Here is a 25,600-nt window from a genome sequence, read left to right as displayed (position 1 = left end):
AAAATGGCGGCCTCTCCGGAGGTCGCCACTGTCGAGAGTCGGGTTCTTTAAAAAAAACCGTCGAGAGAGGCAGGACTTTGCCGGTCGGAGCCCCACTGATGCAATTGGTCGCGATCCCGGTCAGCCGCGAGGCGGCTTGCCTATTATTACTAGACAGAAACGCAAACCACCTTTGACTTTGAGGGCGTGAGTCATGATCTCCAGACTTGAGCTTCGCCACATCATTGAATGTGGTTTTCTGCCTCTTTCTTGCACCTGCACCGCAAATCCGGATGGATCGCTCATGATAAAAGTGATCGACCCGTCAACGGATCACGTGGAGTTGTTGGTCACGGGTGTCAGAACCGAAACACTAACCTCCAGCCGCGCTATCGCGGAGTTGATCAGCGAATTACGAGGTGAAATGCAGGCTTTGAAAACAGAGCTTCCCTGTCAGAACTCTGTTGGCTGACAGCTAATTTAAAGTTTTACGTCCAGCCGAATCAGATTCGGGCCGTCTTGCCGCTCTATGTAAGCGGCGACGCGTTCGCCGATCCGTTGGAAACCGAGATCGACACGGTGTTGATTAAACGTCAGTTCCCGAACCTCTAAACGGTCAATACCAATGGGCAGTCGAGGTTGTCTGACAACTACTCGATAGTCTGAGGCATCGATGGTGATGCCCAGACATGCCTGCAACAGCATAAAAATGGAACCTGCTGCCCAGGCTTGGGGTAAACAGGCCACCGGGTAGGCAACCGGCGCCTCTCCCGGACCGCGCTTGAACCCGCAAAACAGTTCTGGTAATCGCATCCCGAAGAAGGTCGCGGCCTCGAACATTCCGCTCAGGACACGGACAGCGCCCAGATGCTCGCCATACCTGGCCATACCCGCTGTGCAGAGGGCTACGTCGTGTGGCCAGACCGAACCGTTGTGATATGACATCGGGTTGAACCGCACGGCTCCGGTTTCGAGTGTTCGAACGCCCCAGCCGTTATAAAAAATACTGGTCAGAAATTGCCGGGCAACGGTTTTCCCCCGTTCTGGCGAAGGTAACCCGGTGAACAGCAGGTGGCCGGCGTTCGAAGCTTTCACCTCAAAACGCTTGCCATTACCGTCGAGCGCTATTGCGTAAAATTGCTGGTCCTCCATCCAGAAGCACCGCTCGACTGCCTGGCGTAACCTGGCTGCGATGTTTTGCCAGCGAACTGCGGCGTGTTCATTGCCTCGTTGTCTGGCCAATGTGCTCATGGTCAAAAATGCACGCCATGCATAACCTTGCACTTCTACCAAAGCGATGGGGCCTTCGGGATTACGGCCATCGCGATGAAAAATAGCATCATGACTGTCTTTCCAGCCTTGATTGGCCAAGCCGGTGACTTCCCCGCGTTGATAGCTGATGAAGCCTTCGGCATTCTTCAACGCATTGCTTTCCATCCAGAGCGTGGCCAATTCCAGTGCGGGCCAAAGCGCATCAATGAACGCCAGATCGTTGGTCCGTTTTGCATAGGCTCCGGCCAGCATCACAAACAAAGGCGTCGTATCGACGCCCCCGTAATAGCGCGCAAAGGGTAATTCGTTGAGTTTCGACATTTCACCCTGACGCGTCTCGTGCATGATCTTTCCTGGTTCGGCATCGCTGAAGGTCGAAACCTCCTTGGCTTGATGAGCCGCCAGGTAGGCGAGCACACCTCGCGCAAGGGACGGATTGAGCCAGAGTGATTGATAAGCGGTGATCACGGCGTCGCGACCAAAAGGCGTGGAGTACCAGGGGACTCCGGCATAGGGATAGGGGCCAGAGGGAAGATCGGCCGTCAGTAAAGCAAGGTCGGCACGAGACTTGTTCACCCATGCCTGGAACAACCGGCCAGAAGCCTTGATGCGCGCACCACGCTGCTCTTTCCTGCGCATGGACCGGCAAGCTTGAGCGGCGGCGGACCTGTAGCGTGTCCGCCCGGGCTGGACGATGCTGGAGCCCACTTCAATATAAAGTTCGTGGCTCTGATGAGCGCCGATATAGATCTGGAAACTGGCACTGTCGCCGCTGATGTGTCCTGGAAACTCAGAAAAGCTGATTGCCATGCAACGCTGCTGATTGTCCAATCCCTTGTAATGAAGCACTACGCCTTGTTCGAATATTTCAGGCTCAGAGAAGGTGCCGCGCAGTGGCCGGCTTTGGCCGCGGACCTCGAACATGTCGAGAAAGTCGCCGCAAAACCGCAGGTCAATCGGCAATTTTCCAGGCTGGTCGCTGTAGTTGAAAAGGCTGATGCACTCGAACATTCGCTCTTCCCATAAAAAGCGTTTGCGCTCGATATGGATGACCCCCCGTGGCGTATCTTCTTCTCCCAGTGCCGGGAGCGGGTGGTTGGTCAAATGGGAACGAAAATAGACATTGTCTTGACTGACTGCTGCGGAGAGCAGCGATGGACGCTGGCCCGCCACGGTCAACTGGTACTTGGATAACAAACGAGTGTCGTGGTGAAACATGCCCACGGCGCCGCCGTCGATATCGCCAAACGCGTTGGCTACCAGGTACGTGTTGTGGTCGACCAGCACAAACAGGTTTTGGGCAATGGGTTCATTTGCGCACTGTTCGTGTTGAGGCTGTTCAGGAACGCTGGATGATTTTTTCATGGGCTAAATCAAGGCACCACGAAATCAAACCCTATCGGTAAGTGTCCGGTAGAGGTCGACATAACGTTGCGCCATCACCTTGGCTGAAAAACGTCTATCGAATACGTCACGTATCACTTGTCGATCAAGCTCAAGCACTTGGCGGGTAGCGAGAACCGCCTCATGTTCGCTATTGATTATGAAGCCGGTTACGCCATGATCAAGCACTTCGGGGACAGATCCGCAGCGCCAGGCGATGACCGGCGTACCACAAGCCATGGCTTCTATCATGACCAGGCCAAAAGGTTCGGGCCAATCGATGGGGAATAGCAGCGCCCTGGCATTGCCGAGGAACTCGGCCTTGTCCCCGTCACCAATCTCTCCGATGAATTCAATACCGGGAAGCGTCAATAAGGGGCGTATCTGCTGCTCGAAGTATTCGCGATCGGCCGTATCGATCTTGGCAGCCATTTTCAACGGCAGCCCGGCAGCGCGCGCAATGCTGATAGCTCGGTCAGGACGTTTTTCCGGAGAGATACGCCCCAGAAAGGCGAGGTAAGCACCCGGTCTCGGCTGGAACGTCAAACTGGACTGCGATAAGCCGTGATAAATCGTATCGATCCAATTGGCGCAGGGTAACGGCTGGCGCTGATGTTGCGAGATCGAAACCAGGGGATAGGCAGGCCATCTAGAATAGGTGCCATCCAGGTCCTTGATATCCAGGCGGCCATGAAGGGTAGTCAAGACCTTATGGGCCATATCTTCGAAAAATGGAAAGTGCAATAAATCAATATGAAAGTGCAGCACATCGAACTCGGCCGCTCGATGTCGCAACTCATACAGCAAGTTCAAATGGCTTGCCAATTCTGACTTCAGGGGCGTGCAGTCAAGCCGCAACGCTTGATCCCGGGCGGCGACCAATGTGGCGCACGTACGGGATCCATTCGCAGCGAAGAGGGTGACGTCATGTCCCAGTTCGACCAAAGCATCCGTTAAATGAGCGACTACTCTTTCAGTTCCTCCGTAGAGAAAAGGGGGGACTGATTCGTACAGTGGCGCTATTTGTGCGATTTTCATAACCGCAATCCCCAATCAGTCAACGGTCTTGGCAACGTCATGCCGTCACAGTTTTTCGACCTGTCAGAAGGGAGATTAGGTTTAGTGCCGCGACAAGCGGTTTTATAGGTAAACCCTATGGACCTAACGGACCTGGTAGAGCCAGCGTCCGCTTTCCACCCGAATCAAATTGCACAACATTAGAGGGTGAATCGGAGCCGCGGCCCGGAAAAGGCAACCGCGGCGACCGATCAATCAGGCGGCGGGGAGCAGGCCTTTCTGTTTGGCGACGTGAATCGCCAGTGCGTCCATCAAGTCGGGGGACAGGCAGTCATAGGGTTCCAGTCCGATCGAGCGCAGGCGCTCGCGGATAGCCTTCATTTGCGCTGGCGGCGTCCCGGTTTCGATGATGGAGGACACGAACGCCGCGAATCCCGGCGCAGCCCATCCGCTCTGTGGCGAAAGCTCGGTGTGGACGAAGTCCAGGCCATAAAACGCATGGTCCTTGTTCTCGATGCGCCCGAATAAATGGGCGTGACACTGCTTGCAGGCGTGGCGCTGGATGGTCGCGGTTTCGTCGATAATCTCCAGTTTTTCGCCATGGGCAATGACGCTGACCTTATCTCGTGGCACCACGGCGATGACGGCGAATGTCGCGTTTTGCGGTTTCCAGCATTTGCTGCAACCGCACGCGTGGTTATGCAGCGTTTGTGCGTCGATCTTGACCTCGACCTTGTCGGTCGCACACAGGCATTGCAGGGTGCCACCGGCGAAATTCTCGGCGGCGGGTTGGATACCATTGTCCAGTGCGGGGTGAAGTTGCAAGGTGCTCATGCTGGCGTCTCCGTTTCAGGGTGACAGAGTGCCTGGGCCGTGCCCCAGACCGGTAGTTCATCGGAACTCGATGACGGCGCGGCTCGATTTGCCTTCATGCATCAGATCGAACTGCGGCGGATTTTGAAAAGAGCACAGCGCATAAACGAGTGACCTCCTTCGGTGCGACCGGTCGGGTACTCAGATTCCAGAATAGTCTGCGATGACGCCTTGAGCGCGGCTTGGGCCAGCACACGGGGGAGGGACGATAAAAGGCGGGACACAAAAAAACGGGCGCCGTCACGGCGCCCGTTTTCATTTATTCCGCTGCTTGAGCCCGCAAGCGTCGGCCGATCACATCCATCAAGTCACAGCCGTCGCGTAACGGAATGGCCAGCAGTTTGGAGAAGTCCGACAACACCACCGTGTATCTACAGGCCGCGTTGACGTAGATGTGCGTGGCTAATCCAGGATGAACAGGTCTCCTTCCACATCCGTATCGCCGTGTTTACGACTCTCCGCCGCAGAGTCGTAGACGATCATCAGAACCTCCCCGGGCTGCTCGCCCGATTGGAACAGACACATGCCCTCAGCGTGATCGTTGCCTTGCCCGAAAGGCACTTCCAGCACCTTCTCCAATTGATCGGTGAAGACCACGCTTTCCTCGTCGGACGCGAAACCGCCGCGCCAGCGGAAGACCGTTACCGGACCGTCCTGCTCCATCGTGGGGCCCGCCAGGATCAGCAGATCGTCACCGCGGGTGCACAGGTCACGCAAGCCCAGCCCATTGAGCGCGAAGAAGTGCTTGCGGTAGCGGCGCCCATCCGGACCGATCTTCTTCAGCACCAGCGTGTCAGTCGAGGCGTCGTTCAGCTCAGGTTCTATCTCCAGCAACACGGCCCAGCCGCGTAGCACCGGTCCACGCAGTCCCAGCAGAAGGCGCGAGCCGATCACCGCCAACCCTTCGATATCGAAGCCGTTGTCCTTGCCCGGGATACGCAGGAAGTCGCGTAGCTGAGGATCTTCAGCAATGGCCGCGGTCAGGTCGTTACCGGTTTCGTTGCCCGGCAGTTGCGCCGCTGTACGTCCATCGGCATCCACTTTCCTGGCGAGTACATAGCTGTCGTTCTGCTGCACCACAGGGATGCGGGCCAGCAGAAAACGATTGCCGTCCGCCTCTACCGTCGACAGGCGCTTGATATTCTTCTGTGCAGAAGTGCCGGCCTCGGCTTTCTTTCGCTTAAGGCTATGGGAGCCCACCACCCAAAGGTAGCCACTGTCAGGGACATAGGCCAAGCCTTCGATATCAATCTCGGCGTCTTGTTTCGGTATGGGCAGATCCAGATATTCCAGGAGCGCAAACGATTTGTGCTCGTCGCACCTTACAACGCCGCCGGGCGCAGCATCCTGGATTTTCAGGCGTTCCAGGCTCGTGGTTTCGTCGTTCGCCACCCAGAGTGTGTCGTCAATCTGCTGAGCGACCGAAAGGCCCCTGCGCAACGACGCAAACGCCGGATCAAAGCTCAACAGCGCAAAATTGCTTCGGTGGCTCATGAGCGGTCTCCTGTCTTTATGGCGCGGCGCGCCGGTTATTCAGAACCGGCTTCTGAGCGTGTTCTTTGTCCAGTGCATCCACTCATCCTAGCCGACCCCATGCACCGCTGATGTCACCGGTCCCTTCGCTGCAGTTGCCAAGCAACCAGAATTAGTTCCGTCAGCTTTCAAAATAGGCGACCAGCGGTAACCCTGGCAGGCACAAACCCTGCACTAATCACCTCGACGATCATTTGACGTCAATCTACCGCCATACGGTTTTCCTGATCAGCAGACCCCAATTGACACAGCTCAATAGCGTCGGTTCGAGCGCAACTGTGGCCGCAACATTCCCCGCATACAGGATTATTGACATGATCGACCTCGCCACCTGGAACTTAAGCATTCCTGAAGGCAGCCCACCGGCTACCATAGAAACGCCTCGACTGGCGCAAGGCTTCAAGGGCCAGTATTTCAGTTCTGAAGCCGCTACCCTTTCCTTCTGGGCACCTGTAACCGGTTCCAGGACGGCCAACGCTATTTACCCGCGCAGCGAGTTGCGGGAAACCTATAGCGATGGAAGGCTACGCAACTGGCAGTATTCAGCGGCGGATAACATTCTGCGGGCGAATCTGAGCGTCAATCAGGTGCCCAGCTCCGGCAAGATCGTGATTGGTCAGATTCACAACAAGGACAGCAACAGTCCCATGGTGAAGCTGGAATACCAATACAAAACGTCGGCTTCGACGGGAAACATTGTCGCCAAGGTGCGCATGCGCGCCGACGATGAAGAGGGCCAGGTCATTACCATTGCGACGGGTGTGCCGCTCGGCCGCAACTTTTCCTACCAGCTCCACCTCAGCCCGAAGGGCGCTCTGGGCATCAGCGCAGCAGGAAACAACTGGAGAACCACCATCGACCCGAGCTGGAAGACCAAACCACTGTATTTCAAAGCGGGTGCATATGTGCAGGACAACACCGGCTATCCCAGCGAGGGCGGAAAAGTGACGTTCAGGATGCTGGAGGTCCAACACAACAATTAGTCGCTTCTTTAGGTCACTACCGTTGGCACGCCGATCCGAAGGGTGAAAACCTTTAGTGGATTTCCTCGTCGATCGGCTGCCAAGTGGCTGGCTGTCAGTGAACTCAACCGCGCGGGCGGCAGATGCACTCGAAGCCTTTCAAAACCATTGCGTGCGCATACAGGGGGATACCCTGTTATCGCAGGCGTGTGTCGAAGGTGACGGCACGCATCCTTACATAGTGCGATCACGTTCACTATCACAACGGAGGAGAGCGGGACGAGGAATGCATCAGATTGGTGGCGGAGGCGTCGGTCGATTGCACCGTTTCGCGATGGGCAGCTACCGGCCAAAAGCGGTCAGCCGCTCCCCAATGCTGCTGAATACGCAGCGTTGCTTAAGGCGTCATAACCCCGCATTGGCCAACGGCACGAACACTGTGGTGTCCGTGCCTGGTCACACCTCGCCACGACGTGGTTCGCGCTCATAAAAAACCAGGACGCATCGCTGAATTAACTCACACCCTCATCCCGATTTCTGAAAGCGACACGGGGAGAGGATGGGGTTTGGGCGATGCTCCTCGTAAAGCGCTTACGTATAACTGTTTTGGGTCAATCTCTGCCGGTCATGGTTTCATTGGTAACTTCGTTAGCTGATGTCATGACTGAACCAATCTCAATTATTTTGGCTAGCGCCCCCATGCACCCATTTCAGGTCGCCCCCCAAGAGGTAACCTTCCACATTTTCTATGGACAGGGCTTCGAGCAGCACCTGCTCCAGGATGGCAAAAAAACATTTAATGTGAGCCTGTTTCAATGCCTGAGGCCGGGTCACCAGATAGACTTCCATATCTGGAAGTTGGAGATCCGGGAACAACTCGATCAGGTCCTTCGCCAGAATACGGGGCAGCACTGCCACACCCATTCCTCGCCTCACCGATTCGAGCTGAACCGCGAACGAGTTCACGCTGATCTGCGCGCGTTCCAGACCCGCGGCCTTTGCCGCACGCATTTGCGGCAACATGTCCAGCGGAGGAAGCAAGGCAATATTGACCGCAGTGGCCGGAGTCACCCCTGGATACCGTTTCAGATAACCTGCATCGGCGAAGACACCGTAAGCGAGCCTGCCTATTGGTCGATAAATCAGCGACGGTTCGCCTAGATGAGCTGTGCGTACAGCAATGTCTGCCACGCCGCGGACAATCTTGTGGAAGTCGGCTGTTGCCATCAACTCCACCGAGCAACGCGGGTGAAGAGAGGTGAAGCGACTCGCAGCCTCCAGCACGCAAGACGAAAATCCCTCTCCTGCACTGACCAGGACACTGCCAAATAGCTCTGTGTGTAGCCCGGACATGCCAGCAACGGTTTGACGCCTCAAGCCCGCCTCCGCCGCTAGGGCAACTTCCACGAGGGATTGGCCGCGCGAGGTCAACCAGCATCCTTCAACGCCTCGCTCGACGAGTAGCTCGCCCAGGGCGCTCTCAAGTTGGGTCAACCGGCGGGACACAGTCGACGCCGCAATACCCAGCATCTGGCCAGCTTGAAGAAAGCTGCCACGCCGCGAGACTGCCAACAACAGACGAAGATCGTCCCAATTTGCTTGCAACGCCATGCTTCATATCCTCCCTGGTCTGCATATGTGCAAATCCATTATGCAGTAGTCGCTGTTTTTCGGCAGAGGCCTCAAAGGTATATCTACAAGCCCTCGAAGACGAATGGAATGGACTGTATGACTACTGGCCCCAACGACTATGCGGAACGCGCCGCCAGTGCCTTCAATCGCCGTGATGTGGAGGCGATGCTTGCGCTGGTTTGCGAAGACTTCATCTACCTCGATAGCATGGGGATACAAACCGGTCGCGAAGCCATGCGCAAACGAGAGATCGCATTGCTCGAAGCGCTCCCCGATGCCCAAGTGATTTTCAGCCCATTCGCCGTCGGTAACGATCGTTTGGCGCTGACTGCCTTCCTGACCGGCACATTCGCCGCACCCTTGGTGCTGCCAGGCCGGGTGATTCCACCTCATGGACGCCATATTACCGCGTACTACGCCGCACACTTCACCTTCAGAGACGGGCTGGCCATCCGTGAAGAGGCCTTCTTCGACAGTGCGGTGCTGATGCCGTTAGCCTATCCAGCTGAGGGTTGAGCCATGCACAGCGCATTCGTTACTGGCGCAACCGGCTTGTTGGGCAACAACCTGGTGCGTGAATTGGTCGCTCGTGGCTACGCGGTCAAAGCCCTGGTCCGTTCAAGAGCCAAAGGTGAACAGCAGTTCAACAATTTGCCGGGTGTGGAACTGGTCGTTGGGGACATGGCCGATGTCGACGCATTCGCAGCGTCGCTGCAAGGCTGCGATACGGTGTTTCACACCGCGGCGTTCTTTCGCGACAACTACAAGGGCGGCAGCCACTGGAAGGAACTCGATAAGATTAATGTGTCTGGTACGCGGCGCCTGCTAAACCAGGCCTACCGCGCCGGTATACGACGGTTCATCCATACGTCTTCCATTGCCGTGCTCGACGGCGCACCTGGCACGTCCATCGATGAGACATGTCTGCGGGCCGACGCCGATGCGGATGACTACTACCGTAGCAAGATTCTCGCCGACCGTGTCGTCTTGTCGTTCCTGGAGGTCCATCCCGAGATGCATGCCTGCATGGTCCTGCCTGGCTGGATGTGGGGCCCAGCCGACATGGGCCCCACCTCCTCGGGACAGTTGGTTAACGATGTCGTGCTCGGCAAACTGCCCGGACTGATCCCCGGTAGTTTCTCCGTTGTCGATGCCCGCGATGTGGCATTGGCGCAGATTGCCGCAGCCAAACATGGGCGGCGAGGTGAGCGCTATCTCGCGGCGGGCCGGCATATGACAATGCGTGAGCTGGTGCCTATGCTTGGACGTATAGCGGGCGTCAAGACACCTGTTCGACAACTACCGCTCCCCTTTCTATACACGTTGGCGGCTGTGCAGGAGATGTATGCGCGTATTACCAGCAAGCCCATTCTGCTGAGCATGGCCACGTTGCGCCTGTTGGTACGAGAGAAGGACCGCACCTGTTTCAACCACAGCAAGAGTGAACAAGAGCTTGGCCTGAGTTTCCGGCCACTAAAGCTGACAATCACCGACACGGTGGCGTGGTACCGCGATCACGATTGGTTTGAGAGTCAAACCTTAAGTTCCCGGAACCGCACTCCTTCCACATTGACCGCACACCTGAACAAGGACGTAAACATACAGTGAGTAGGGAAATAATCCTGATGCGTCACGGCCAGCCAAAACTGGTCGCAACCGACAAAATGTCAGCGCTCGATATGAAAGACTGGATCGAGCAATACAACCGGTCCGAAATCACCAATCAACCCGTCCCGGATGCCAGCCTGCAGCTCGCCGCCACCGCCACGGTGATTGTCTCAAGCAGCGCGCCTCGTGCGTTGACCTCCGTCCAGGCTCTTGGCCTGAAGCCCGCCCTCGTCGACGCGCTTTTCTGTGAAGCGCAACTGCCTTATGGTCACTGGAAACTGCCACGGCTTTCGCCGTTTACCTGGGCATTTATCCTTCGAGTCTTATGGTTGTGCGGCTACTCACGTAGCGTCGAATCCGCCGGCATTGCGAGGATGCGCGCCAGCACGGCAGCTCGACGACTTCAGTCCCTTGCCAGCAAAGGACCGGTTCTGCTGCTCGGTCATGGCTTTATGAATCGAATGATCGCCAAACAACTGGTGGCCGATGGATGGACTCGCCAAAAACGTAACGGCAGCCAGTATTGGAGTGCAACGGTGTATCAATATAGCGGTGTTTAAAAAGGAGCGATTAAACAAAGGGAAAGTTCAGGTTGGTCGCTCGTTTGTAGAGATCCATTCTCAGGGACGCGAAAACCACGTTTTTCTACTCGCTCGGCCCCGCACAAAGGCGGGGCTTGGAGTGTCCCTTGGCGATTTGTCTCGCTGGACAGATACCTATTGCTGCTGGTGGCGAAAGGCAGAAAACGGCCAAAACCAGCCCCTGATGTATGTTTGTTGTCGCCATTTATTATTGGCACTCATGGAGGATTCTGACTGATGGCACGCGTGGGATTGATACTGACACCCGGTTTTGCGGACTGGGAATATGCTTTCATTGCTGGAACTGCGTCCCCGTTTTACGGGATCGACGTCAGGTTTTTCGCTCCTGCTGCGGGGCAGTTCCGCTCGCAAGGTGGATTGGCAGTAACGGTCGATAGCAGTTTGCAAGAATGTCTGGACTGGAAACCGGACGTTGTTGTCGTCATTGGAGGAGTGGTCTGGGAGCGTGCAGAAGCCCCGGATATTCGGGCCTTTCTTCACGCTAGTCGTTCAAGTGGAGCGGCAATTGCCGGTATCTGTGGGGGAACGCTGGCACTTGCCAGGGCCGGGCTTCTCGACACGGTTCCTCATACTTCAAACAGCGCTGATTTCTTAAAACAGAATGCCGTAGGTTATGAAGGGGGCACGCTTTATCGAAACAGTCCGGTCGCTGTGGTTGCAGACCGAATCATCACTGCTCCAGGCCCTGCACCCGTTAGTTTCACCTGCGCAGTGTTCGAAGGTGCCGGGCTATCTTCGGAAATCATTTCTCAGTTCAGGTCAATGTTGGCAGCGGAACATCGGTGATCGCTTGGTCGTAAAAACAGTCGATCCGATAAAAGGTGACGGATCTATTTAGCGAAAAAATAAATCTGTCACCTATTGAACGCTGAAACTACTCAAGCGGTTTTTTTGAACTGCGACAGTTTCTCGTACCCCGATTCTACAAACTGTCTTCTTTGTAGATAGACGACTGAAGAAACTCTGCTATCAGCGATGTAATTTGCTGTTGAATCTCCCCGCGCGGGCGAGCGTTGTCGCCATCTCGGCAAATGATGCCATCGCCTGGTACTTCTTCTTCAAGCAATGCCTGCGCGCCAGGTTTGCACATCGACAAGAAACTGAAATGGCTTGCATCGCTGATTTCGACGTAGCGGCTTGATGCCGAAGGCAGGCGTTTGGCCAGATTGGCAGACTCCAACTCAGCGGGAAGCTCCTCCGACGGTACGCCGGCAGCGATCACCAGCGCGGGTACCGGCAGCGTTGCCAGGCTTTCATCGGTCATGCCCCGTGAAAGGCCCAGGTCCAAGGTAACCACAGCAGTGACGCGTTTATCACGCCAATCGGCAGTCAACGCAGCCTTTGATTCCGAGGTGGTTGCGGGGTTTATCTTTGCGTAGACGGTGCAACTTGATAACTGCGGGTGGGCTTTGCAGTCATGGGCGAAGCGGTCTGGATCGAACCGGGCGCCGGCGATTTCCAGGGCGGTCCAGCCGCCGAGTGAATGGCCCACCACCGCAATTCGGTCATTGGCGACCAAGCCGAATTTTTCAGGTTGAGTCGTGACCCCATCAATAGCTCTGCGCAAATCAATGGGCCGCTGCCATAACTGCGCCGCTGCTGGAGGGCTACGGTCATGAGTGGTAGTGCCGGGGTGGTTGATTGCGGCGACGATGTAACCCCTATGAGCCAGAGCACTGGCAAGCCAGATCTGGTTGCTCCAGTTACCTCTGTACCCGTGGGAGAGCACCAACAATGGATGCTTGCCAGCAGCAGGCGGCGCGTCGCGAACGGCAGAAGCCCCGACGAACACCGCATCATCACCAATCATTTGCGTGGCTGCGGTAGTTGCACTGGGGTACCAGACGACCATTTCTAGCGCACGGTCATTGTGCGAGTCCGCCAGTGTGGAAGCGTGGAAGCCGACAGGGTTCTCGTCAGCGAGTGCGAGAGTCGTCAGCCCGGTCAACAACAGGGCGCCAAAAGCTATTTTCAATGCCGTTTCTTCCTTGATTAGACAAGTGCATGGTATGAGTTCAGCGCCCGTTTATAACGCAAGGTGCTCAAAGTTTGTAGCCGATCTGCCGCAACAGGTTCTTGCGCCACAGGATGTCTTCCTCGCCTTCAATGTCACGGGCACAGAAGCCATCCACCACGCCGAGAATCGCTCGCCCTTGCTCCGTCTCGGCGAGAATCACCTCAGTTGGATTGGCCGTCGCACAAAAAATGCGGCACACCTCTGGAACCATTTTGACGGCGTTCAACACGTTTACGGGATAGAAGCCATCGTCGAGGAAAATGATGAAGCTATGGCCTGCGCCAATGGCTGTCGCATTCTTCTGGGCCAGTTCGATCATGGCGGTATCGGTGCCGGACCAGCGCACCAGGCATTTGCCGGAAGCTTCGCAAAAGGCCACGCCAAAGCGGATTCCTGGCACGGTATTGACCAACGCTTCGTGAATGTCCTCGACGGACTTGATGAAGTGCGTCTGCCCCAGAATGAAGTTCGTCGCTTCCGGTTTATCGATTTTCAACGTGCTGAGTTGCATCTCGAACGCCTCCTTCACGATGTCGTTAATCTTCAGCCTAGCGTGATAACGAGCCGGACGTTGATCGCCGCTGCGGTTGATACTTGAAAATACAAAAGGCCCCGGTGCTGACACAGTGCAGATACATCAGTGCGCTTTCATGGGCCAGCCCCCCACTCAAAGAGAGAATTGCCATGTACCGCAAACTGCAGCAGGTCGCGAAGTTCCTCAGCCAGAGCGCCCGTTTGATGGTCGGCGTGCCCGATTACGATAACTACGTTGCGCAAATGACGCTCAATCATCCCGGCGAGCCGGTCATGAGCTATTCAGCGTTTTTTCGAGAGCGTCAGGAGGCCCGTTTCGGCCGTGGAAAATGTAATACCCGTTGCTGCTAGAACTTCGCATAGTTCAACGAATCGACAATGGCCGAGCCGCCGATGCCGGCCAGCATCAGTCCTGACGATCATCTTGCGACGCAACGACAGTGGCTGTTAAATCAGGCAGACCACTTTTAAGGTCATAAGAAAGCCGCCGCCATGCACACCATCGGACTCATCGTTTACCCCGGTTTTCAGGTGTTGGGCCTGGCCATGTGCGCCACGTTCGAGTTGGCCAACATGGCCACCGACGAGCCGGCGTACAACATTGCCTTGCTGTCCGAGCACGGCGGCACGGTGCAGACTTCCGCCGGTTTTGGCGTGGAAACCACGGCGTTCGACCAGCGCTCGTTCGACACGCTGCTGGTGCTGGGTGACAACCTGATCCGCCCGGTATCCCCGGGCATGGTGGCGTTTTTGCGCAACGCCAGTCGGACCACCCGGCGTCTGGGCTCGATCTGCACCGGCGCGATTGCGCTGGCCGAGGCCGGGTTGCTCGACGGTCGACGGGCGACCACTCACTGGTGTCACGCGCCGGCGCTGCAGAAGGCGTACCCGCAGGTGAAGGTCGAGGAAGACCGGATCTTCATCAACGACGGCAACATCTGGACGGCGGCGGGCATGAGCGCTTGTGTCGATCTGGCATTGGCCCTGGTTGAAGGCGACCTGGGCGCGGAAGTGGCGCGGCGGGTCGCCCGGCAATTGGTGGTGTATCACCGACGCGCGGGAGGGCAGTCGCAGTTTTCGGTAATGCTCGAACTGGAGCCCAAGACCGATCGCATCCAGGCCGCGTTGGCCTATGCCAAGCAGAACCTGAAGTCCGCGCTGTCGGTCGAGGAACTGGCCAGTGCCGCCAACCTCAGCCCCCGGCAATTCAGCCGTGTGTTCCATGCCGAAACCGGGCAATCACCGGCCAAGGCCATCGAAAACCTGCGGGTAGAAGCGGCGCGTCTGATGATGGAAACCGGCCGGCACCCCATCGACGTGGTGGCGACCGATACCGGTTTTGGCGATCGGGAGCGGATGCGTCGGGCGTTTATTCGTGCATTTGGCCAGCCACCACAGGTCATCCAGCGCGCCAATCGCGGTTGATGCCAGTCAGTCAAACGTGACACTGAACCTGTGGCGAGGGAGCTTGCTCCCGCTGGGTCGCGAAGCGGCCCCCTTACCCCAAAAAAGAAGGGGACTGCTGCGCAGTCCAGCGGGAGCAAGCTCCCTCGCCACAGGTTACTCATCGATTGCCGCGGGTGATGCTCGGGATGTCCTAAAAGGTGGTGTATTCGACATTTCGGCCTAAATATTATTGGCGTAATTTTGATCTCGAAGTAGTCCATTCCCTCAATGAGATCACCGCCATGACCCTCGTAAAAGCCGCCGCCGTCCAAATCAGTCCCGTTCTTTACAGCCGTGAAGGCACCGTCGACAAAGTGGTGCAGAAAATTCTCGAACTCGGCGAGCAGGGCGTGCAATTCGCCGTGTTCCCGGAAACCATCGTGCCTTACTACCCGTACTTTTCGTTCGTTCAGTCGCCTTTCGAAATGGCGGCTGAGCACCTCAAACTGCTGGATCAGGCCGTCACTGTTCCTTCGGCTGCCACCGAGGCCATCGGCGCCGCCGCCAGACAGGCGGGCATGGTGGTTTCAATCGGTGTCAACGAACGTGACGGCGGCACGCTGTACAACGCGCAGTTGTTGTTCGACGCCGACGGCAGCCTGATTCAGCATCGGCGCAAGATTTCCCCGACCTATCACGAACGCATGATCTGGGGCATGGGCGACGGCTCAGGCCTGCGCGCCACCGACAGCGCGGTAGGGCGCATCGGCCAGTTGGCGTGTTGGGAACATTACAACCCGCTGGCCCGTTATGCCTTGATGGTTGACGGCGAACAGATCCATGCGGCGATGTATCCAGGATCGTTTGCGGGGCCTTTGTTCGCTTCACAAATGGAAGTCAACATTCGCCAGCATGCATTGGAGGCGGCGTGCTTCGTGGTCAACTCCACCGCTTGGCTGAACCCTGAACAACAGGCACAAATCATGGCCGACACCGGTTGCCCCATCGGCCCGATTTCCGGTGGTTGCTTTACCGCGATCATCAGCCCGGACGGCGTGGTTCTGGGCTCGCTGACCGAAGGCGAAGGCGAAGTGATCGCCGACCTCGACATGGGCCTGATCGACAGACGCAAACGCATGATGGATTCACGCGGTCACTACAGCCGCCCGGAATTGTTGAGCCTGTTGATCGACCGTACACCGACGAGTCATGTGCATGAACGCAGTGCACATCCGAAGTTGATAGTGAGCGAGGTGGTAGAAGAAACCAGTCGTTAAGCGGCTGAGACCATGTCGACCCCATCGCGAGCAAGCCACGCTCCCACAGGGGAAATGCATTCCAATGTGGGAGCGTGCGATGCGGTGATCCGACTTGCCCGCGATGGGGCCATTACAGGCGCTAAAAAACTCCGGCCTTACAGTTCCTGACCCAAAAAGATCAACGTATTGCCATGGGCCTCAGCCGCTGCGCGTTGGTTGTAGCTGTCGCGATGCGAGCAGTTGAAGCCATGTTCGGCCTCCGGGTACACGACAATTTCGACGTTATCGTTGGTATCGAAACGCTCGGCGATTTTCTCCACGGCTTCCAGTGGGATATGGCTGTCCTGTTCACCGAAGTGCATCAGCAGCGGCACCTCGATTTCATCGGCGCGGTCCAGCTGATTCTGGATTCCGCCGCCGTAATAGGCGATGGCCACGTCCACCAGCCCATTGGCGGCGGTGTGGTACGAGAGCAAACCGCCGAAGCAGTAACCAATCGAGGCGATCCCACCGTCCAGCCCCGGTTGGGCTTTCAAGGCGTCGATGGCCAGTTCGATGTCGGTCTGTGCCTTGTCGACATCGGTGGCGTTCATCAACTCGACGGCGCGTTTCCAGCCGGCCTCGTCGTAACCCAGTTCGATACGGTGGCCGTTGCGCCAGAACAGGTCCGGTGCAATCACCAGGTAACCGTCGGCAGCGTATTGTTCAGCGACCGAGCGGATGTGTTCATTCACGCCAAAGATTTCCTGGATCAGCACGATCCCCGGACCTTTGCGGGTATGCGGAATGGCCAGGTAAGCGCCGAATTTGCCGTCAGCGCTGTCGATCTCGATCCATTGGGTGGTCACGCTCATGGTGGCTCCTGTCTTCGCAAGTGAGTGGGGTGAAGTTACTGGGCTGCGTAGTCTTGAGGCTTGGCAGCGCCTGCAGACGTTTCCATCATTCGGCGAAACCGTCCACTGCCAATACCGGTGGCGCTTCAGCGCTTATCGCGACGCCAGTAGACTCGAGCCAGCAGCGCATCGAGGCTGAGTTTACCGGCACCCGAGAGCAACAGCGGCATAAAGGCCGCGAGATAGATCAGCGGCAGTTTGAAGTTGCCGTGACCTTTATTGCTGATGGCATAACCCTGAGCAAGCTCACTCAATGTAGACCAATCGGCCGGCCAGTGAACGGCGGCAGTCGCGACGACCGTGACCACGATCAAAATCAACGCCGAGATCCGGGTTCCCAGGCCGACCAGTATGGCCAGGGCACAGATCAGTTCAGCCCACATCGACAGTTCCCAGTTCAGCGTGGCTGGCACGTGGTTGAAGGGGAACGGGAAGTTGTCCTGAATATCGGCAAACCAGTTTTCGCCATTGAATTTTTCCAGGCCTGATTCGAAGAACTCCCAGGCGAGGAACACCCGCAGGGTCAGCGGCGCGATCCAGCTACCGACGCGGTCGAGCTTCAGATGCAAGCCTTTTACGGCCGACGAGAGTGAGGTGGTCATGGAGATCTCCGTTCAGTCAGGGAGGAGGGGCACCGCGGTGCCCCACGCAAAGGGTTACTTGCTGGCGCCGCACTTGCCTTCGCCGCATTTGCCTTCGCCACATTTACCTTCCGCCGGTTTTTCTGCCGAGTCGGCCTGGGCCTGGCTATAGCCGTGGGTCAGTTGTTTCATGCTGAACGCCTCGGACTCAGAGGCTGAAGCCGCGTTGGACACGGCCAGGCCACCAGCGATGATCAGGCCGAGGGTCAAGGAAGAAGTCGAGAGTTTGAACATGGTGATACTCCGTAGCATTGAGTGAGTTGAACGCTTTGATTGGCGCGGCCAATCGACGGGCACAGTTCATCAAGCAGGTGTATCTGCGATGTGTCTTTGGCGTGGGGTTTTAGGGGCGGGGTGTGTCGGCAGGGGCGCTGTACACACTGTGATACGTAACCACTGATCTCTTGTGGGAGTGAGCCTGCTCGCGATAGCGGTGTGTCATTTAACAATGATGTTGACTGACACACCGCTATCGCGAGCAGGCTCACTCCCACAGGGGATCAGTGGTGTATTAGAGATTGGGTTTCTCCAATGCCACGCAAAACTGTGATCCGGCCCCGACCGCTGGCGTCTAGCGTCTGTGTCCCCGCGATCCCATGGGGCGAGACTTCGGAACCCGGCATGCAAGCGCTGTTGAACGAGATCCTTGACGCAGTTCGTCCCCTGATCGGCCAGGGCAAGGTGGCTGACTACATTCCCGCCCTCGGTACTGTGCCGGCCGATCAACTGGGCATCGCGGTATACGGCAATGACGGCGAACTGTATTGCGCCGGCGATGCCCATACGCTGTTCTCGGTGCAGAGTATTTCCAAGGTGTTCAGCCTGGTGCAGGCCATCGAACACTCCGGCGAAACCATTTGGACGCGCCTGGGTCACGAGCCTTCCGGCCAACCGTTCAATTCGCTGGTGCAACTGGAATTCGAGCGCGGGCGCCCGCGCAATCCCTTCATCAACGCCGGTGCGCTGGTGATCTGCGACATCAACCAGTCACGCTTTGCCGCGCCGGCGCTGTCGATGCGCGACTTTGTCCGTCGGCTGTCCGGCAACCCGCAAGTCATGGTAGACGGCAAGGTCGCCGAGTCGGAATACCAGCATCGCGCGCGCAATGCTGCGATGGCTTACCTGATGCAATCGTTCGGCAATTTTCACAACGATGTCGAAGCGGTGCTGCGCAGTTATTTCAGCCATTGCGCGCTGCGCATGAGCTGCGTGGACCTGGCGCGGGCGTTCTGTTTCCTGGCCAACGATGGTTTCTGCAAGCACAGCGGCGAACAGATCCTCACCGCGCGCCAGACCCAGCAAGTCAACTCGATCATGGCCACCAGCGGCCTCTACGATGAAGCCGGCAACTTTGCCTATCGCGTCGGTTTACCGGGCAAGAGCGGCGTGGGCGGGGGGATTGTCGCGGTGGTACCGGGGCAATTTACCGTGTGCGTCTGGTCGCCGGAGTTGAACACCGCCGGCAACTCCCTCGCGGGCATGGCCGCGCTGGAACTGCTGAGTCAGCGGATTGGCTGGTCGGTTTTCTAGGCACAGTACTGCCGCTCGACGGCCATGCTGGAAAGCCGGAAATGCTTTTAGCGAAGAAACGGGCCGCCGGGTTTTCGATCAGTGGCCAGGCGTGCGGTTAATGACGCTCCAGGGATTTTCCTATACATTTTCCGGCCGCCCCCTGCATGGTGAAACCGCTTCATGTCTCTTGCGCTCGAACGTCTAGTCGCTGGCACAGCTATCCCTTTCGCCGGGAATCGTGTCTCTGTGGTCAGCCCCGAATTGGCCGCGCGTTTTCAGCCCGGGGATCATTTGCTGGTGGAGCAGGTCAGCGGCGAATTGTTGCTGATTCCGGTAGTCGACCAGCAAGCGGCGGCCATCGCAATCGAGCGTGCCGAAGCAGCCTTCAGCGCAATGTCCGCAGTTTCCGATCAAGCCATCAGCGAGTTCTTCGATCGCTTCGCCCAACGCCTGGAAGACCCTGCCTGCTGGGCTTTGATCGAAGCCGCCAACCTGGCCGATATCGAACGAGCCAAGGCCCGCGGGCGCTCCACCACGCGCCTTATGGCGGATGAACGCATGCGCCGCGACATGATCGCCGGCCTCAGGGCCTGGCGCGATGCGTCAGCCACGCGCGGCAAAGTGGTCAGTTGCGTCGAGCACGACGGCTGGAAAGTCGAGCAAGTGGTTTCTCCGCTGGGCATCGTCGCGTTCGTCTTCGAAGGCCGGCCGAATGTTTTCGCCGACGCCGCCGGTGTGTTGCGCACGGGTAACACAGCGGTGTTGCGAATCGGCAGCGATGCGTTGGGCACGGCGCAAGCCATCGTCACCCACGCGTTGAATCCGGCACTGAGTGACGCCGGGTTGCCGGCCGGCGCGGTGTCACTGGTGGAAAGCGTCAATCACGCGGCCGGCTGGGCGATGTTCGCCGACCGACGCCTGTCGCTGGCGGTGGCCCGTGGTTCGGGGCGCGCCGTCAGCCAGTTGGGCAGCATCGCCCAACAGGCTGGCACCGCCGTCAGCCTGCACGGCACCGGTGGCGCCTGGCTGATCGCCGACAAGGATGCCGATGCCCAGCGCTTTGCCGCGGTAGTGCGCAACTCGCTGGATCGCAAAGTCTGCAACACGATGAACGTCTGCCTGATTCACCGTGACCGTGTCGCACAACTGTTGCCGCTGTTCCTCGACGCGCTGCAACAGGCCGGCACTGCTCGCGGGCAGGGCTGCAAATTGCACATTGTCGAAGGCAGCGAGCAATACCTGCCGACCGATTGGCAGACCGCCAGTGTTGAGGTGTACCGCGCCGAAGGCTATCAGACCGAAGCGTTGGCCGAACCGCTGCCCGAGGACCAGTTGGGCCGCGAGTGGGAATGGGAAGAAACCCCGGAAGTCAGCCTGAAGATTGTCGATGACCTGGACAGCGCCATCGCCTTGTTCAATCGCTATAGCCCGCAGTTCACCGTGTCGCTGATCAGTGAAGATGCAGCGGCTCAGGACCGCTTCTACAACGCGGTCAACGCACCTTTTGTCGGTAACGGGATTACCCGCTGGGTCGACGGACAGTACGCACTGAACAAGCCGGAACTGGGGCTTTCGAACTGGGAGAGCGGTCGCCTGTTTGCTCGTAGCGCGATTCTCTCGGGAGATGGGGTGTTCACGATCCGCAGTCGCATGACCCAGACGGATCTGTCGGTCAAACGCTGATCCGGCACCACGATCCCAGTCAACGGCCGCACTATACTTAATGTGCGCCCGTATGGGCGTGGCGAGCACTCCAAACGAATCAGATGTCCATAACGCTCGCCCGAGCGTCAAGGCTGCACCGCCAATGGACGGGCAGTGCATCTGATGACGGAGAGAGGGTTACACCATGAAACTTCATTCCTTCCAACAATACTCTCATGATCTGGAAAGGGGCGTTCACGACACGTGGATTACCGCCAGGGTGAAGTCAGCCCTGGCAATGGCCGAACCCAGCTTTGGCCTGCAAATCCATGTGAAAACCCATGGGGGGACGGTGGCATTGAGCGGTCGCGTCAACACCCATAAACAGTGTGAGCGGGCGGTTGCTTTGGCCCGTTCGGTTCAGGGGGTCGTTGAAGTGGATGCCAGAGACTTGCTGACTCACGTGTTCACGCCAGGCAGTACTCAACAACCACCCAACGCGGAAGAGGCCCCTGAGAGTCGGCCACCATCGTCAACAAGGATCGACGATAAATAACCCGGTCGATGGTGTCAGTGCAACGCTCCCGTGAGCCGGGAGCGTTGCGTCGATCGCCTGTCTGCCAATCGACACTTCAGGCTGCTGCTTCTATGGATCGGGCTTGAAGGGCGCAGGTGTCCGGATACTCGGCGAGCGCCACAAAACGGTGGCTGTCGGCATCCAGTGCCTCGATGGAACCGGTCTCGATGTCGTAGACCCAACCATGCAAATTCAACAGGCCTTTCTCCTGCGCCAGGCGCACGCTCGGATGCGTCTGGATGTTGGCCAGTTGCGCGATGACATTCTCCCGAACCATTGAACTCACCTTCGCCGCTTCATTGGCGTGCGGACGCGATTCGTTGATGACTTTCGCTGACTCGGCGTGTTGCAACCAGCCGCTGACGGCGGGCAGGTGGTCCATGCATGTGCACTTGGCGACGGCGGTCATGGCGCCACAGTCCGAGTGCCCGCAGATCACAATATCGGTGACTCCAAGCACCGCGACCGCATATTCGACCGTAGCCGACACACCGCCGGGGTGAGGGCTGTAGGAGGGCACGATGTTGCCGGCATTGCGGATCACAAACAGTTCGCCGGGTTCTTGTTGGGTCAGCAGTTCCGGCACGACACGGCTGTCGGAGCAGGTGATGAACAGCGTGCCCGGATGCTGGGTGGTGGCCAGGTGCTTGAACAGGTCGGTGCGTTGTGGAAAGGCGTCTTTCTGGAACTTCAAAAAACCTTCGATGAGCGCTTTCATGGCGATGTCCTCATGTGTGAGTCGGGTTTGGCCCGCACATCAGTGCGGGCCGGTATTCACTTAAAAAGGACGCAGTGGCAGGAACTTGCCGTCGAGGGTGATTACCGCGCGAGAACCGCCTTCCGGGTCTTCGACTTTTTTCATGTCGAGCTTGAAGTTGATTGCACTGATGATGCCGTCGCCGAATTGCTCATGAACCAGGGCTTTGAGGGTGGTGCCGTAAATCTGGATCATTTCGTAAAAACGGTAGATGGTCGGGTCGGTCGGGACACCCGAGAGGCTGCCGCGCAGCGGAATGATCTGCAGGCGGGCCACGGTGTCGGCATCCAGGTCCAGCTTCTCGCCAATCACTTTGGCGGCGCTTTCCGGCAGCGGGTGCTGACCGAGCAGGGCGGCAGTGACGTAAGCCAGACCGAGGCCGGTGCCGTCAGTCAGGTCCTGCCATGACAGGTTTTTGCGCGCTTTTGCATCGAGGATCGACGTGGTCAGCGCCAGGCTTGGGTCGCTGTAGGCGTGGGACTGTTGCATGGTGATTCTCCTGTCGGGAGTGAGGTTGCTTGGGTGTGGAGCAATCTTCTGCCGATCGATCCATAGCGTCCAAGACCGATATATAATGCAACGCATAAGCACAGCCTATAGATGGTGGTTTCCCATGTTGCTCCGACATTTGCGCTATTTGCTGGCGGTCGCCGACCACGGCGGTTTTACCCGCGCCGCCGAGGCGCTTCACGTTTCGCAGCCGACCCTGTCCCAACAGATCCGGCAACTGGAAGAAACCCTGGGCGTCAGCCTGTTCGATCGAACCTCGCGCACGGTGAAACCCACCGATGCGGGAGAGGCCTACATCGAATGTGCTCGTCGAGTGCTGGTGGAACTGGAGGCAGGCAAACGTGCGCTGCATGACGTAAAGGACTTGTCCCGCGGCACCCTGCGGCTGGCCATGACCCCAACGTTCATGGCTTACCTGGTGGGGCCGCTGGTGCGCGATTACCTGGCGCGGTATCCAAACATCCATCTACAGATTTTCGAGCTGTCGATGGATGACATCGAGGCGGGGCTGGTGGATGACTCACTGGACATCGCCATCGCGTTTACCCAGGTCAGAAATGCTGACATCGAGTCGATCCCGGCGTTTACCGAGACCTTGGGCGTCATGGTGGGGCGTGATCACCCGTTATACGAAAGCCAGGTCGCGTTGTCCGCGCAAGAGGTCGCGAAACTGGAGTTTGCGTTGTTGACCCCCGATTTCGTTACTCGTACCCGCATTGATGAGTACTTTGCCCAGGAGCAAATCACGCCGAAGGTGGTGATCGAGGTCAATTCGGTGAGTACCTTGCTGGAAGTCATTCGGCACACCGCCATCGCCACCATACTTCCTGAGCCCATTGCCACCGAGGACCGGGTGTTGCGCAAAATCCCGTTGTTGGGCGAGTCGCCCAAACGAGGGGCCGCGCTGCTTCGACGCAAAAACAACTATCACAGCGCAGCGTCGGTGGCTTTTATGGAACTGGTGTTGGGTGCGGCTGCCGGTGAGTCGACAACGTCAGTCTTCTATTAATTGGCACACACCATTGGGCGCCTTGCCCGTGGAGGACACTGTGACCGAGTCGTCATCGGAGAGAATGATCGAGATGATGACGCCCGACCCCCTGGCTTCGAAACGGCGATCGTCAATGGCTTTGGTCTCGGCTTCCTTGCTATTGATCAATACCGGTCCGTCCTGATCCGCATGAACGATGATATTGCCGGGGCAGTCAGCATCGAACAACGGCACGCCGGTGATGGTGTTTGCATGGGCAGCACTGGCCATTACGAGTAACAGCAAGCCTGTCAGTTGTATGTTCATCAAAAACCTCCAATGATCCAGTGCACACGGTTAACGATAGCGTTGTTTGGTGCGCATGAGGCAAACAAAAAGGCCCCGCTCGATGTAACGAGTGGGGCCTTTTCATGGATGGGGTGTGGAAGTGTCAGTAGAACCGGTCAATCACCCGAACTTCGTTCTGGTTCTGCATCGAGGCCCACGCCTGTTTCAGCGTTTGCAGAACGTTACCGATGAAGTCCTTGTCAGCCGCGGCTTTCTTGCCGACATAGCCTTGGCCGCGACGGTACATCTTCAGTCGGGCGAGCAGGTTCTGGTTGTTCTTGTCGAACTCCGCTTCATGAGCGTGAGGCGACAGGCAGTCGATATGCACCTGGCCCGACTTGCTGATCCACAGGATATGGCTGTCATGGCTGTCTTTTTGCGCAGCGAACAGATGAGCCAGTTCATCGATAGTGGGTTGATTGTTCAGATTCATAGTAAGCCCCTTGACCATTTGGTGATCTTTCAAAGTTGATTCGCTAATACAGGTAGCCCATCGGTTAGTTGATCCCTGGCACCGAAACCAGGACGTCAGCGGTCAGCCGCCAAATTGACGGGGTCCCGCGTCTGTTGCATGTAGTCGTGTTGAATAACTGCTACGCAATAGCGTCACAACGAGGAGAAGCAGCGAAAACCTTCAGGCCACTGCCAACCTTTTCAGGGGTCGGTCACAAGCTTCATGAGGATTGATCGCCAGCGCTTCTCGTCCTTGTACTGGACGTTCAGGCCAGGTCAGCTTCTTCAATCTGCCTTGTGGGCAGCGTGTATCCGGGAAAAACAGCTCGGCGGTCAGACGAGCTTGCTCAAACGTGTTGCCTGTACTCCCGATCGGGGAGACGTCTGCATCATGCAAGGGCAAATCGGAGGCGTCAACGGTTTTGTAGTGATTATTTTTGGTCACTACATATTGTCGGACAAAGTTGTTTGGAATTAAAAAGCGCTATGGGAACGCGCCAGTCAGGACGATGGCAGCGATGCCTGGAATCGGTAAATGGTGCAGGGATAACCGTCTACCGGCTGCTGATGCAGGGTGAACTCGCCATGGGTGAGATCAGGCAGGACCCGAGCCCAGAACCGCTGCGCAGGTTGATTCACGTCGAGGTGGAAAATTTGCCATTGACCGGGGAACCGGCTCAAGAGGGTGGAAACGACAAACTTCGCGACGCCTTGGCCACGAAAGCGTCGACTGACAAAGAAGTAGCCGATGTTGTACTCGGCGCCGGGAACTTGGGTTTCATCATCCACCGTCACGAAACCGGCCAATTCTCCATCAACCTTGATCAAAAACGGCCTGGTGGCGGGGTTGCGCCAGTAACCAGGTTTAGGCTGAGCGTTGAAGAAGCCGTGCTCACCAAGCTTCAGCGGCAGCCACTCGCTGAAGTCATACAGATAGAACTGCATCAGGTTTTCAATCGTTTCCAGTTCGTCGCGCTGTGCGGCGTGCAGTTCTATCAAGGGCTGGCTGCTGATTGTCGCCATGATCATACCTCTCAGAAAGCAGGGTTGTTGCCTGGCGGGTAAGCTGTGGGAGCTGGCTTGCTCCGGGTAATGCTGTTCACTTAGGCGCGCTCTTGGATCGTGCGTACCTTTGTGGCGAGCGAGCGAGCGAGCTTGCTCGCGCTGGGCTGCGTAGCGGCCCCAAAAATCTGACAATCATTGCCGATTTTTGTGAGTGCTACGCACTCAAGCGGGAG

At 57.5% G+C, this 25,600-nt stretch carries 28 protein-coding genes; 13 read left to right on the top strand and 15 right to left on the bottom strand.

What is annotated here, in order from left to right; translation table 11 throughout:
- Positions 1-193 precede the first annotated feature (193 nt).
- Entirely contained in the window at positions 194-451 is a 258-nt protein-coding gene (locus PFAS1_RS28240; protein ID WP_076031410.1) for a DUF1652 domain-containing protein, read from the top strand.
- Between the two features lie 8 nt (positions 452-459).
- On the opposite strand, the gene PFAS1_RS28235 is transcribed toward PFAS1_RS28240, so the two are convergent.
- The 4 genes from PFAS1_RS28235 to PFAS1_RS28220 form a co-directional block, all read right to left on the bottom strand.
- A complete protein-coding gene (locus PFAS1_RS28235; RefSeq protein WP_083671770.1) occupies positions 460-2,616 on the bottom strand; it encodes an amylo-alpha-1,6-glucosidase in 2,157 nt (718 codons plus the stop codon).
- Between the two features lie 24 nt (positions 2,617-2,640).
- Positions 2,641-3,672, bottom strand: a complete 1,032-nt coding sequence (locus PFAS1_RS28230) for a glycosyltransferase family 4 protein (protein WP_076031409.1) — start codon at positions 3,670-3,672, stop codon at positions 2,641-2,643.
- A 234-nt stretch (positions 3,673-3,906) separates the two neighbouring features.
- Complete coding sequence (gene gfa / locus PFAS1_RS28225; RefSeq protein ID WP_076031408.1) at positions 3,907-4,485, bottom strand: S-(hydroxymethyl)glutathione synthase; 579 nt, start codon at positions 4,483-4,485, stop codon at positions 3,907-3,909.
- A 441-nt stretch (positions 4,486-4,926) separates the two neighbouring features.
- Entirely contained in the window at positions 4,927-6,018 is a 1,092-nt protein-coding gene (locus tag PFAS1_RS28220; protein WP_076031407.1) for a DUF3616 domain-containing protein, read from the bottom strand.
- A 353-nt stretch (positions 6,019-6,371) separates the two neighbouring features.
- Between PFAS1_RS28220 and PFAS1_RS28215 the strand changes: the two genes are divergently transcribed.
- Positions 6,372-7,040 (top strand): polysaccharide lyase family 7 protein, encoded by a 669-nt coding sequence (locus PFAS1_RS28215; RefSeq protein WP_076031406.1) that lies wholly within the window; start codon positions 6,372-6,374, stop codon positions 7,038-7,040.
- A gap of 654 nt (positions 7,041-7,694) precedes the next feature.
- Here PFAS1_RS28215 and PFAS1_RS28210 read toward each other — a convergent pair.
- Entirely contained in the window at positions 7,695-8,630 is a 936-nt protein-coding gene (locus tag PFAS1_RS28210; protein ID WP_076031405.1) for a LysR family transcriptional regulator, read from the bottom strand.
- 117 nt (positions 8,631-8,747) lie between these two features.
- Here PFAS1_RS28210 and PFAS1_RS28205 point away from each other — a divergent pair, with 117 nt between their 5' ends.
- The 4 genes from PFAS1_RS28205 (at position 8,748) to PFAS1_RS28190 (ending at position 11,647) form a co-directional block, all read left to right on the top strand.
- On the top strand, positions 8,748-9,167 hold the full coding sequence (locus tag PFAS1_RS28205) for an ester cyclase (RefSeq protein WP_008154664.1): 420 nt from the start codon (positions 8,748-8,750) through the stop codon (positions 9,165-9,167).
- A gap of 3 nt (positions 9,168-9,170) precedes the next feature.
- Positions 9,171-10,259, top strand: coding sequence for an SDR family oxidoreductase (locus PFAS1_RS28200; RefSeq protein WP_076031404.1), 1,089 nt, complete (start codon positions 9,171-9,173; stop codon positions 10,257-10,259).
- A 17-nt stretch (positions 10,260-10,276) separates the two neighbouring features.
- Positions 10,277-10,819, top strand: coding sequence for a histidine phosphatase family protein (locus PFAS1_RS28195; protein WP_076031403.1), 543 nt, complete (start codon positions 10,277-10,279; stop codon positions 10,817-10,819).
- 258 nt (positions 10,820-11,077) lie between these two features.
- Positions 11,078-11,647, top strand: coding sequence for a DJ-1/PfpI family protein (locus PFAS1_RS28190; RefSeq protein WP_076031402.1), 570 nt, complete (start codon positions 11,078-11,080; stop codon positions 11,645-11,647).
- 136 nt (positions 11,648-11,783) lie between these two features.
- Here the strand turns inward: PFAS1_RS28190 and PFAS1_RS28185 are convergent, their stop codons facing one another.
- The gene (locus PFAS1_RS28185) at positions 11,784-12,836 is read right to left on the bottom strand and encodes an alpha/beta hydrolase family protein (protein ID WP_076031401.1); all 1,053 of its coding nucleotides are present in this window, start codon (positions 12,834-12,836) and stop codon (positions 11,784-11,786) included.
- 67 nt (positions 12,837-12,903) lie between these two features.
- Positions 12,904-13,389, bottom strand: a complete 486-nt coding sequence (locus PFAS1_RS28180) for an adenosine-specific kinase (protein WP_076031400.1) — start codon at positions 13,387-13,389, stop codon at positions 12,904-12,906.
- Between the two features lie 173 nt (positions 13,390-13,562).
- Here PFAS1_RS28180 and PFAS1_RS28175 point away from each other — a divergent pair, with 173 nt between their 5' ends.
- From PFAS1_RS28175 to PFAS1_RS28165, 3 genes are all read left to right on the top strand, one after another.
- Complete coding sequence (locus PFAS1_RS28175) at positions 13,563-13,763, top strand: YbdD/YjiX family protein (RefSeq protein ID WP_076031399.1); 201 nt, start codon at positions 13,563-13,565, stop codon at positions 13,761-13,763.
- Between the two features lie 141 nt (positions 13,764-13,904).
- Entirely contained in the window at positions 13,905-14,837 is a 933-nt protein-coding gene (locus tag PFAS1_RS28170; protein WP_076031398.1) for a GlxA family transcriptional regulator, read from the top strand.
- 263 nt (positions 14,838-15,100) lie between these two features.
- Complete coding sequence (locus PFAS1_RS28165) at positions 15,101-16,075, top strand: nitrilase-related carbon-nitrogen hydrolase (protein ID WP_076031397.1); 975 nt, start codon at positions 15,101-15,103, stop codon at positions 16,073-16,075.
- A gap of 137 nt (positions 16,076-16,212) precedes the next feature.
- Here the strand turns inward: PFAS1_RS28165 and PFAS1_RS28160 are convergent, their stop codons facing one another.
- The 3 genes from PFAS1_RS28160 to PFAS1_RS28150 all read right to left on the bottom strand — a co-directional run bounded on the left by PFAS1_RS28160 (position 16,213) and on the right by PFAS1_RS28150 (position 17,825).
- Positions 16,213-16,911 carry a dienelactone hydrolase family protein gene (locus PFAS1_RS28160; protein WP_076031396.1) on the bottom strand — a complete coding sequence of 233 codons (699 nt, stop codon included), beginning with the start codon at positions 16,909-16,911 and terminating at the stop codon, positions 16,213-16,215.
- A gap of 125 nt (positions 16,912-17,036) precedes the next feature.
- Positions 17,037-17,552: an HvfX family Cu-binding RiPP maturation protein gene (locus PFAS1_RS28155; protein WP_076031395.1), complete on the bottom strand. Its 516-nt coding sequence runs from the start codon at positions 17,550-17,552 to the stop codon at positions 17,037-17,039.
- A 54-nt stretch (positions 17,553-17,606) separates the two neighbouring features.
- Positions 17,607-17,825, bottom strand: a complete 219-nt coding sequence (locus PFAS1_RS28150) for an HvfA family oxazolone/thioamide-modified RiPP metallophore (RefSeq protein WP_076031394.1) — start codon at positions 17,823-17,825, stop codon at positions 17,607-17,609.
- 387 nt (positions 17,826-18,212) lie between these two features.
- On the opposite strand from PFAS1_RS28150, the gene glsB reads away from it, so the two are divergent.
- From glsB to PFAS1_RS28135, 3 genes are all read left to right on the top strand, one after another.
- A complete protein-coding gene (glsB, locus tag PFAS1_RS28145) occupies positions 18,213-19,121 on the top strand; it encodes a glutaminase B (protein WP_076031393.1) in 909 nt (302 codons plus the stop codon).
- Positions 19,122-19,283: 162 nt separating this feature from the next.
- A complete protein-coding gene (locus PFAS1_RS28140) occupies positions 19,284-20,786 on the top strand; it encodes an aldehyde dehydrogenase family protein (RefSeq protein WP_076031392.1) in 1,503 nt (500 codons plus the stop codon).
- Between the two features lie 166 nt (positions 20,787-20,952).
- Complete coding sequence (locus PFAS1_RS28135) at positions 20,953-21,303, top strand: BON domain-containing protein (protein WP_076031391.1); 351 nt, start codon at positions 20,953-20,955, stop codon at positions 21,301-21,303.
- A 76-nt stretch (positions 21,304-21,379) separates the two neighbouring features.
- Here the strand turns inward: PFAS1_RS28135 and PFAS1_RS28130 are convergent, their stop codons facing one another.
- Together PFAS1_RS28130 and cynS are read right to left on the bottom strand one after the other, a co-directional pair.
- Positions 21,380-22,042, bottom strand: a complete 663-nt coding sequence (locus PFAS1_RS28130; protein ID WP_074875929.1) for a carbonic anhydrase — start codon at positions 22,040-22,042, stop codon at positions 21,380-21,382.
- A gap of 60 nt (positions 22,043-22,102) precedes the next feature.
- Positions 22,103-22,570, bottom strand: coding sequence for a cyanase (cynS, locus tag PFAS1_RS28125; RefSeq protein WP_074875931.1), 468 nt, complete (start codon positions 22,568-22,570; stop codon positions 22,103-22,105).
- A gap of 124 nt (positions 22,571-22,694) precedes the next feature.
- Here cynS and cynR point away from each other — a divergent pair, with 124 nt between their 5' ends.
- Positions 22,695-23,600: a transcriptional regulator CynR gene (gene cynR, locus PFAS1_RS28120; protein WP_076031390.1), complete on the top strand. Its 906-nt coding sequence runs from the start codon at positions 22,695-22,697 to the stop codon at positions 23,598-23,600.
- Here cynR and PFAS1_RS28115 read toward each other — a convergent pair.
- From PFAS1_RS28115 to PFAS1_RS28100, 3 genes are all read right to left on the bottom strand, one after another.
- Positions 23,586-23,888: a hypothetical protein gene (locus PFAS1_RS28115; protein WP_076031389.1), complete on the bottom strand. Its 303-nt coding sequence runs from the start codon at positions 23,886-23,888 to the stop codon at positions 23,586-23,588. The genes cynR and PFAS1_RS28115 overlap by 15 nt on opposite strands.
- Positions 23,889-24,012: 124 nt before the next feature.
- On the bottom strand, positions 24,013-24,342 hold the full coding sequence (locus PFAS1_RS28110; protein ID WP_074875936.1) for a hypothetical protein: 330 nt from the start codon (positions 24,340-24,342) through the stop codon (positions 24,013-24,015).
- Positions 24,343-24,863: 521 nt separating this feature from the next.
- Positions 24,864-25,385, bottom strand: a complete 522-nt coding sequence (locus tag PFAS1_RS28100; protein WP_076031623.1) for a GNAT family N-acetyltransferase — start codon at positions 25,383-25,385, stop codon at positions 24,864-24,866.
- Positions 25,386-25,600 lie beyond the last annotated feature (215 nt).

This window comes from Pseudomonas frederiksbergensis (assembly GCF_001952935.1).
In the GTDB taxonomy this organism is placed as follows: domain Bacteria; phylum Pseudomonadota; class Gammaproteobacteria; order Pseudomonadales; family Pseudomonadaceae; genus Aquipseudomonas; species Aquipseudomonas frederiksbergensis.
Note: the sequence above shows the minus strand (reverse complement) of the source record. Positions and strands in the feature narration are given on the sequence as shown.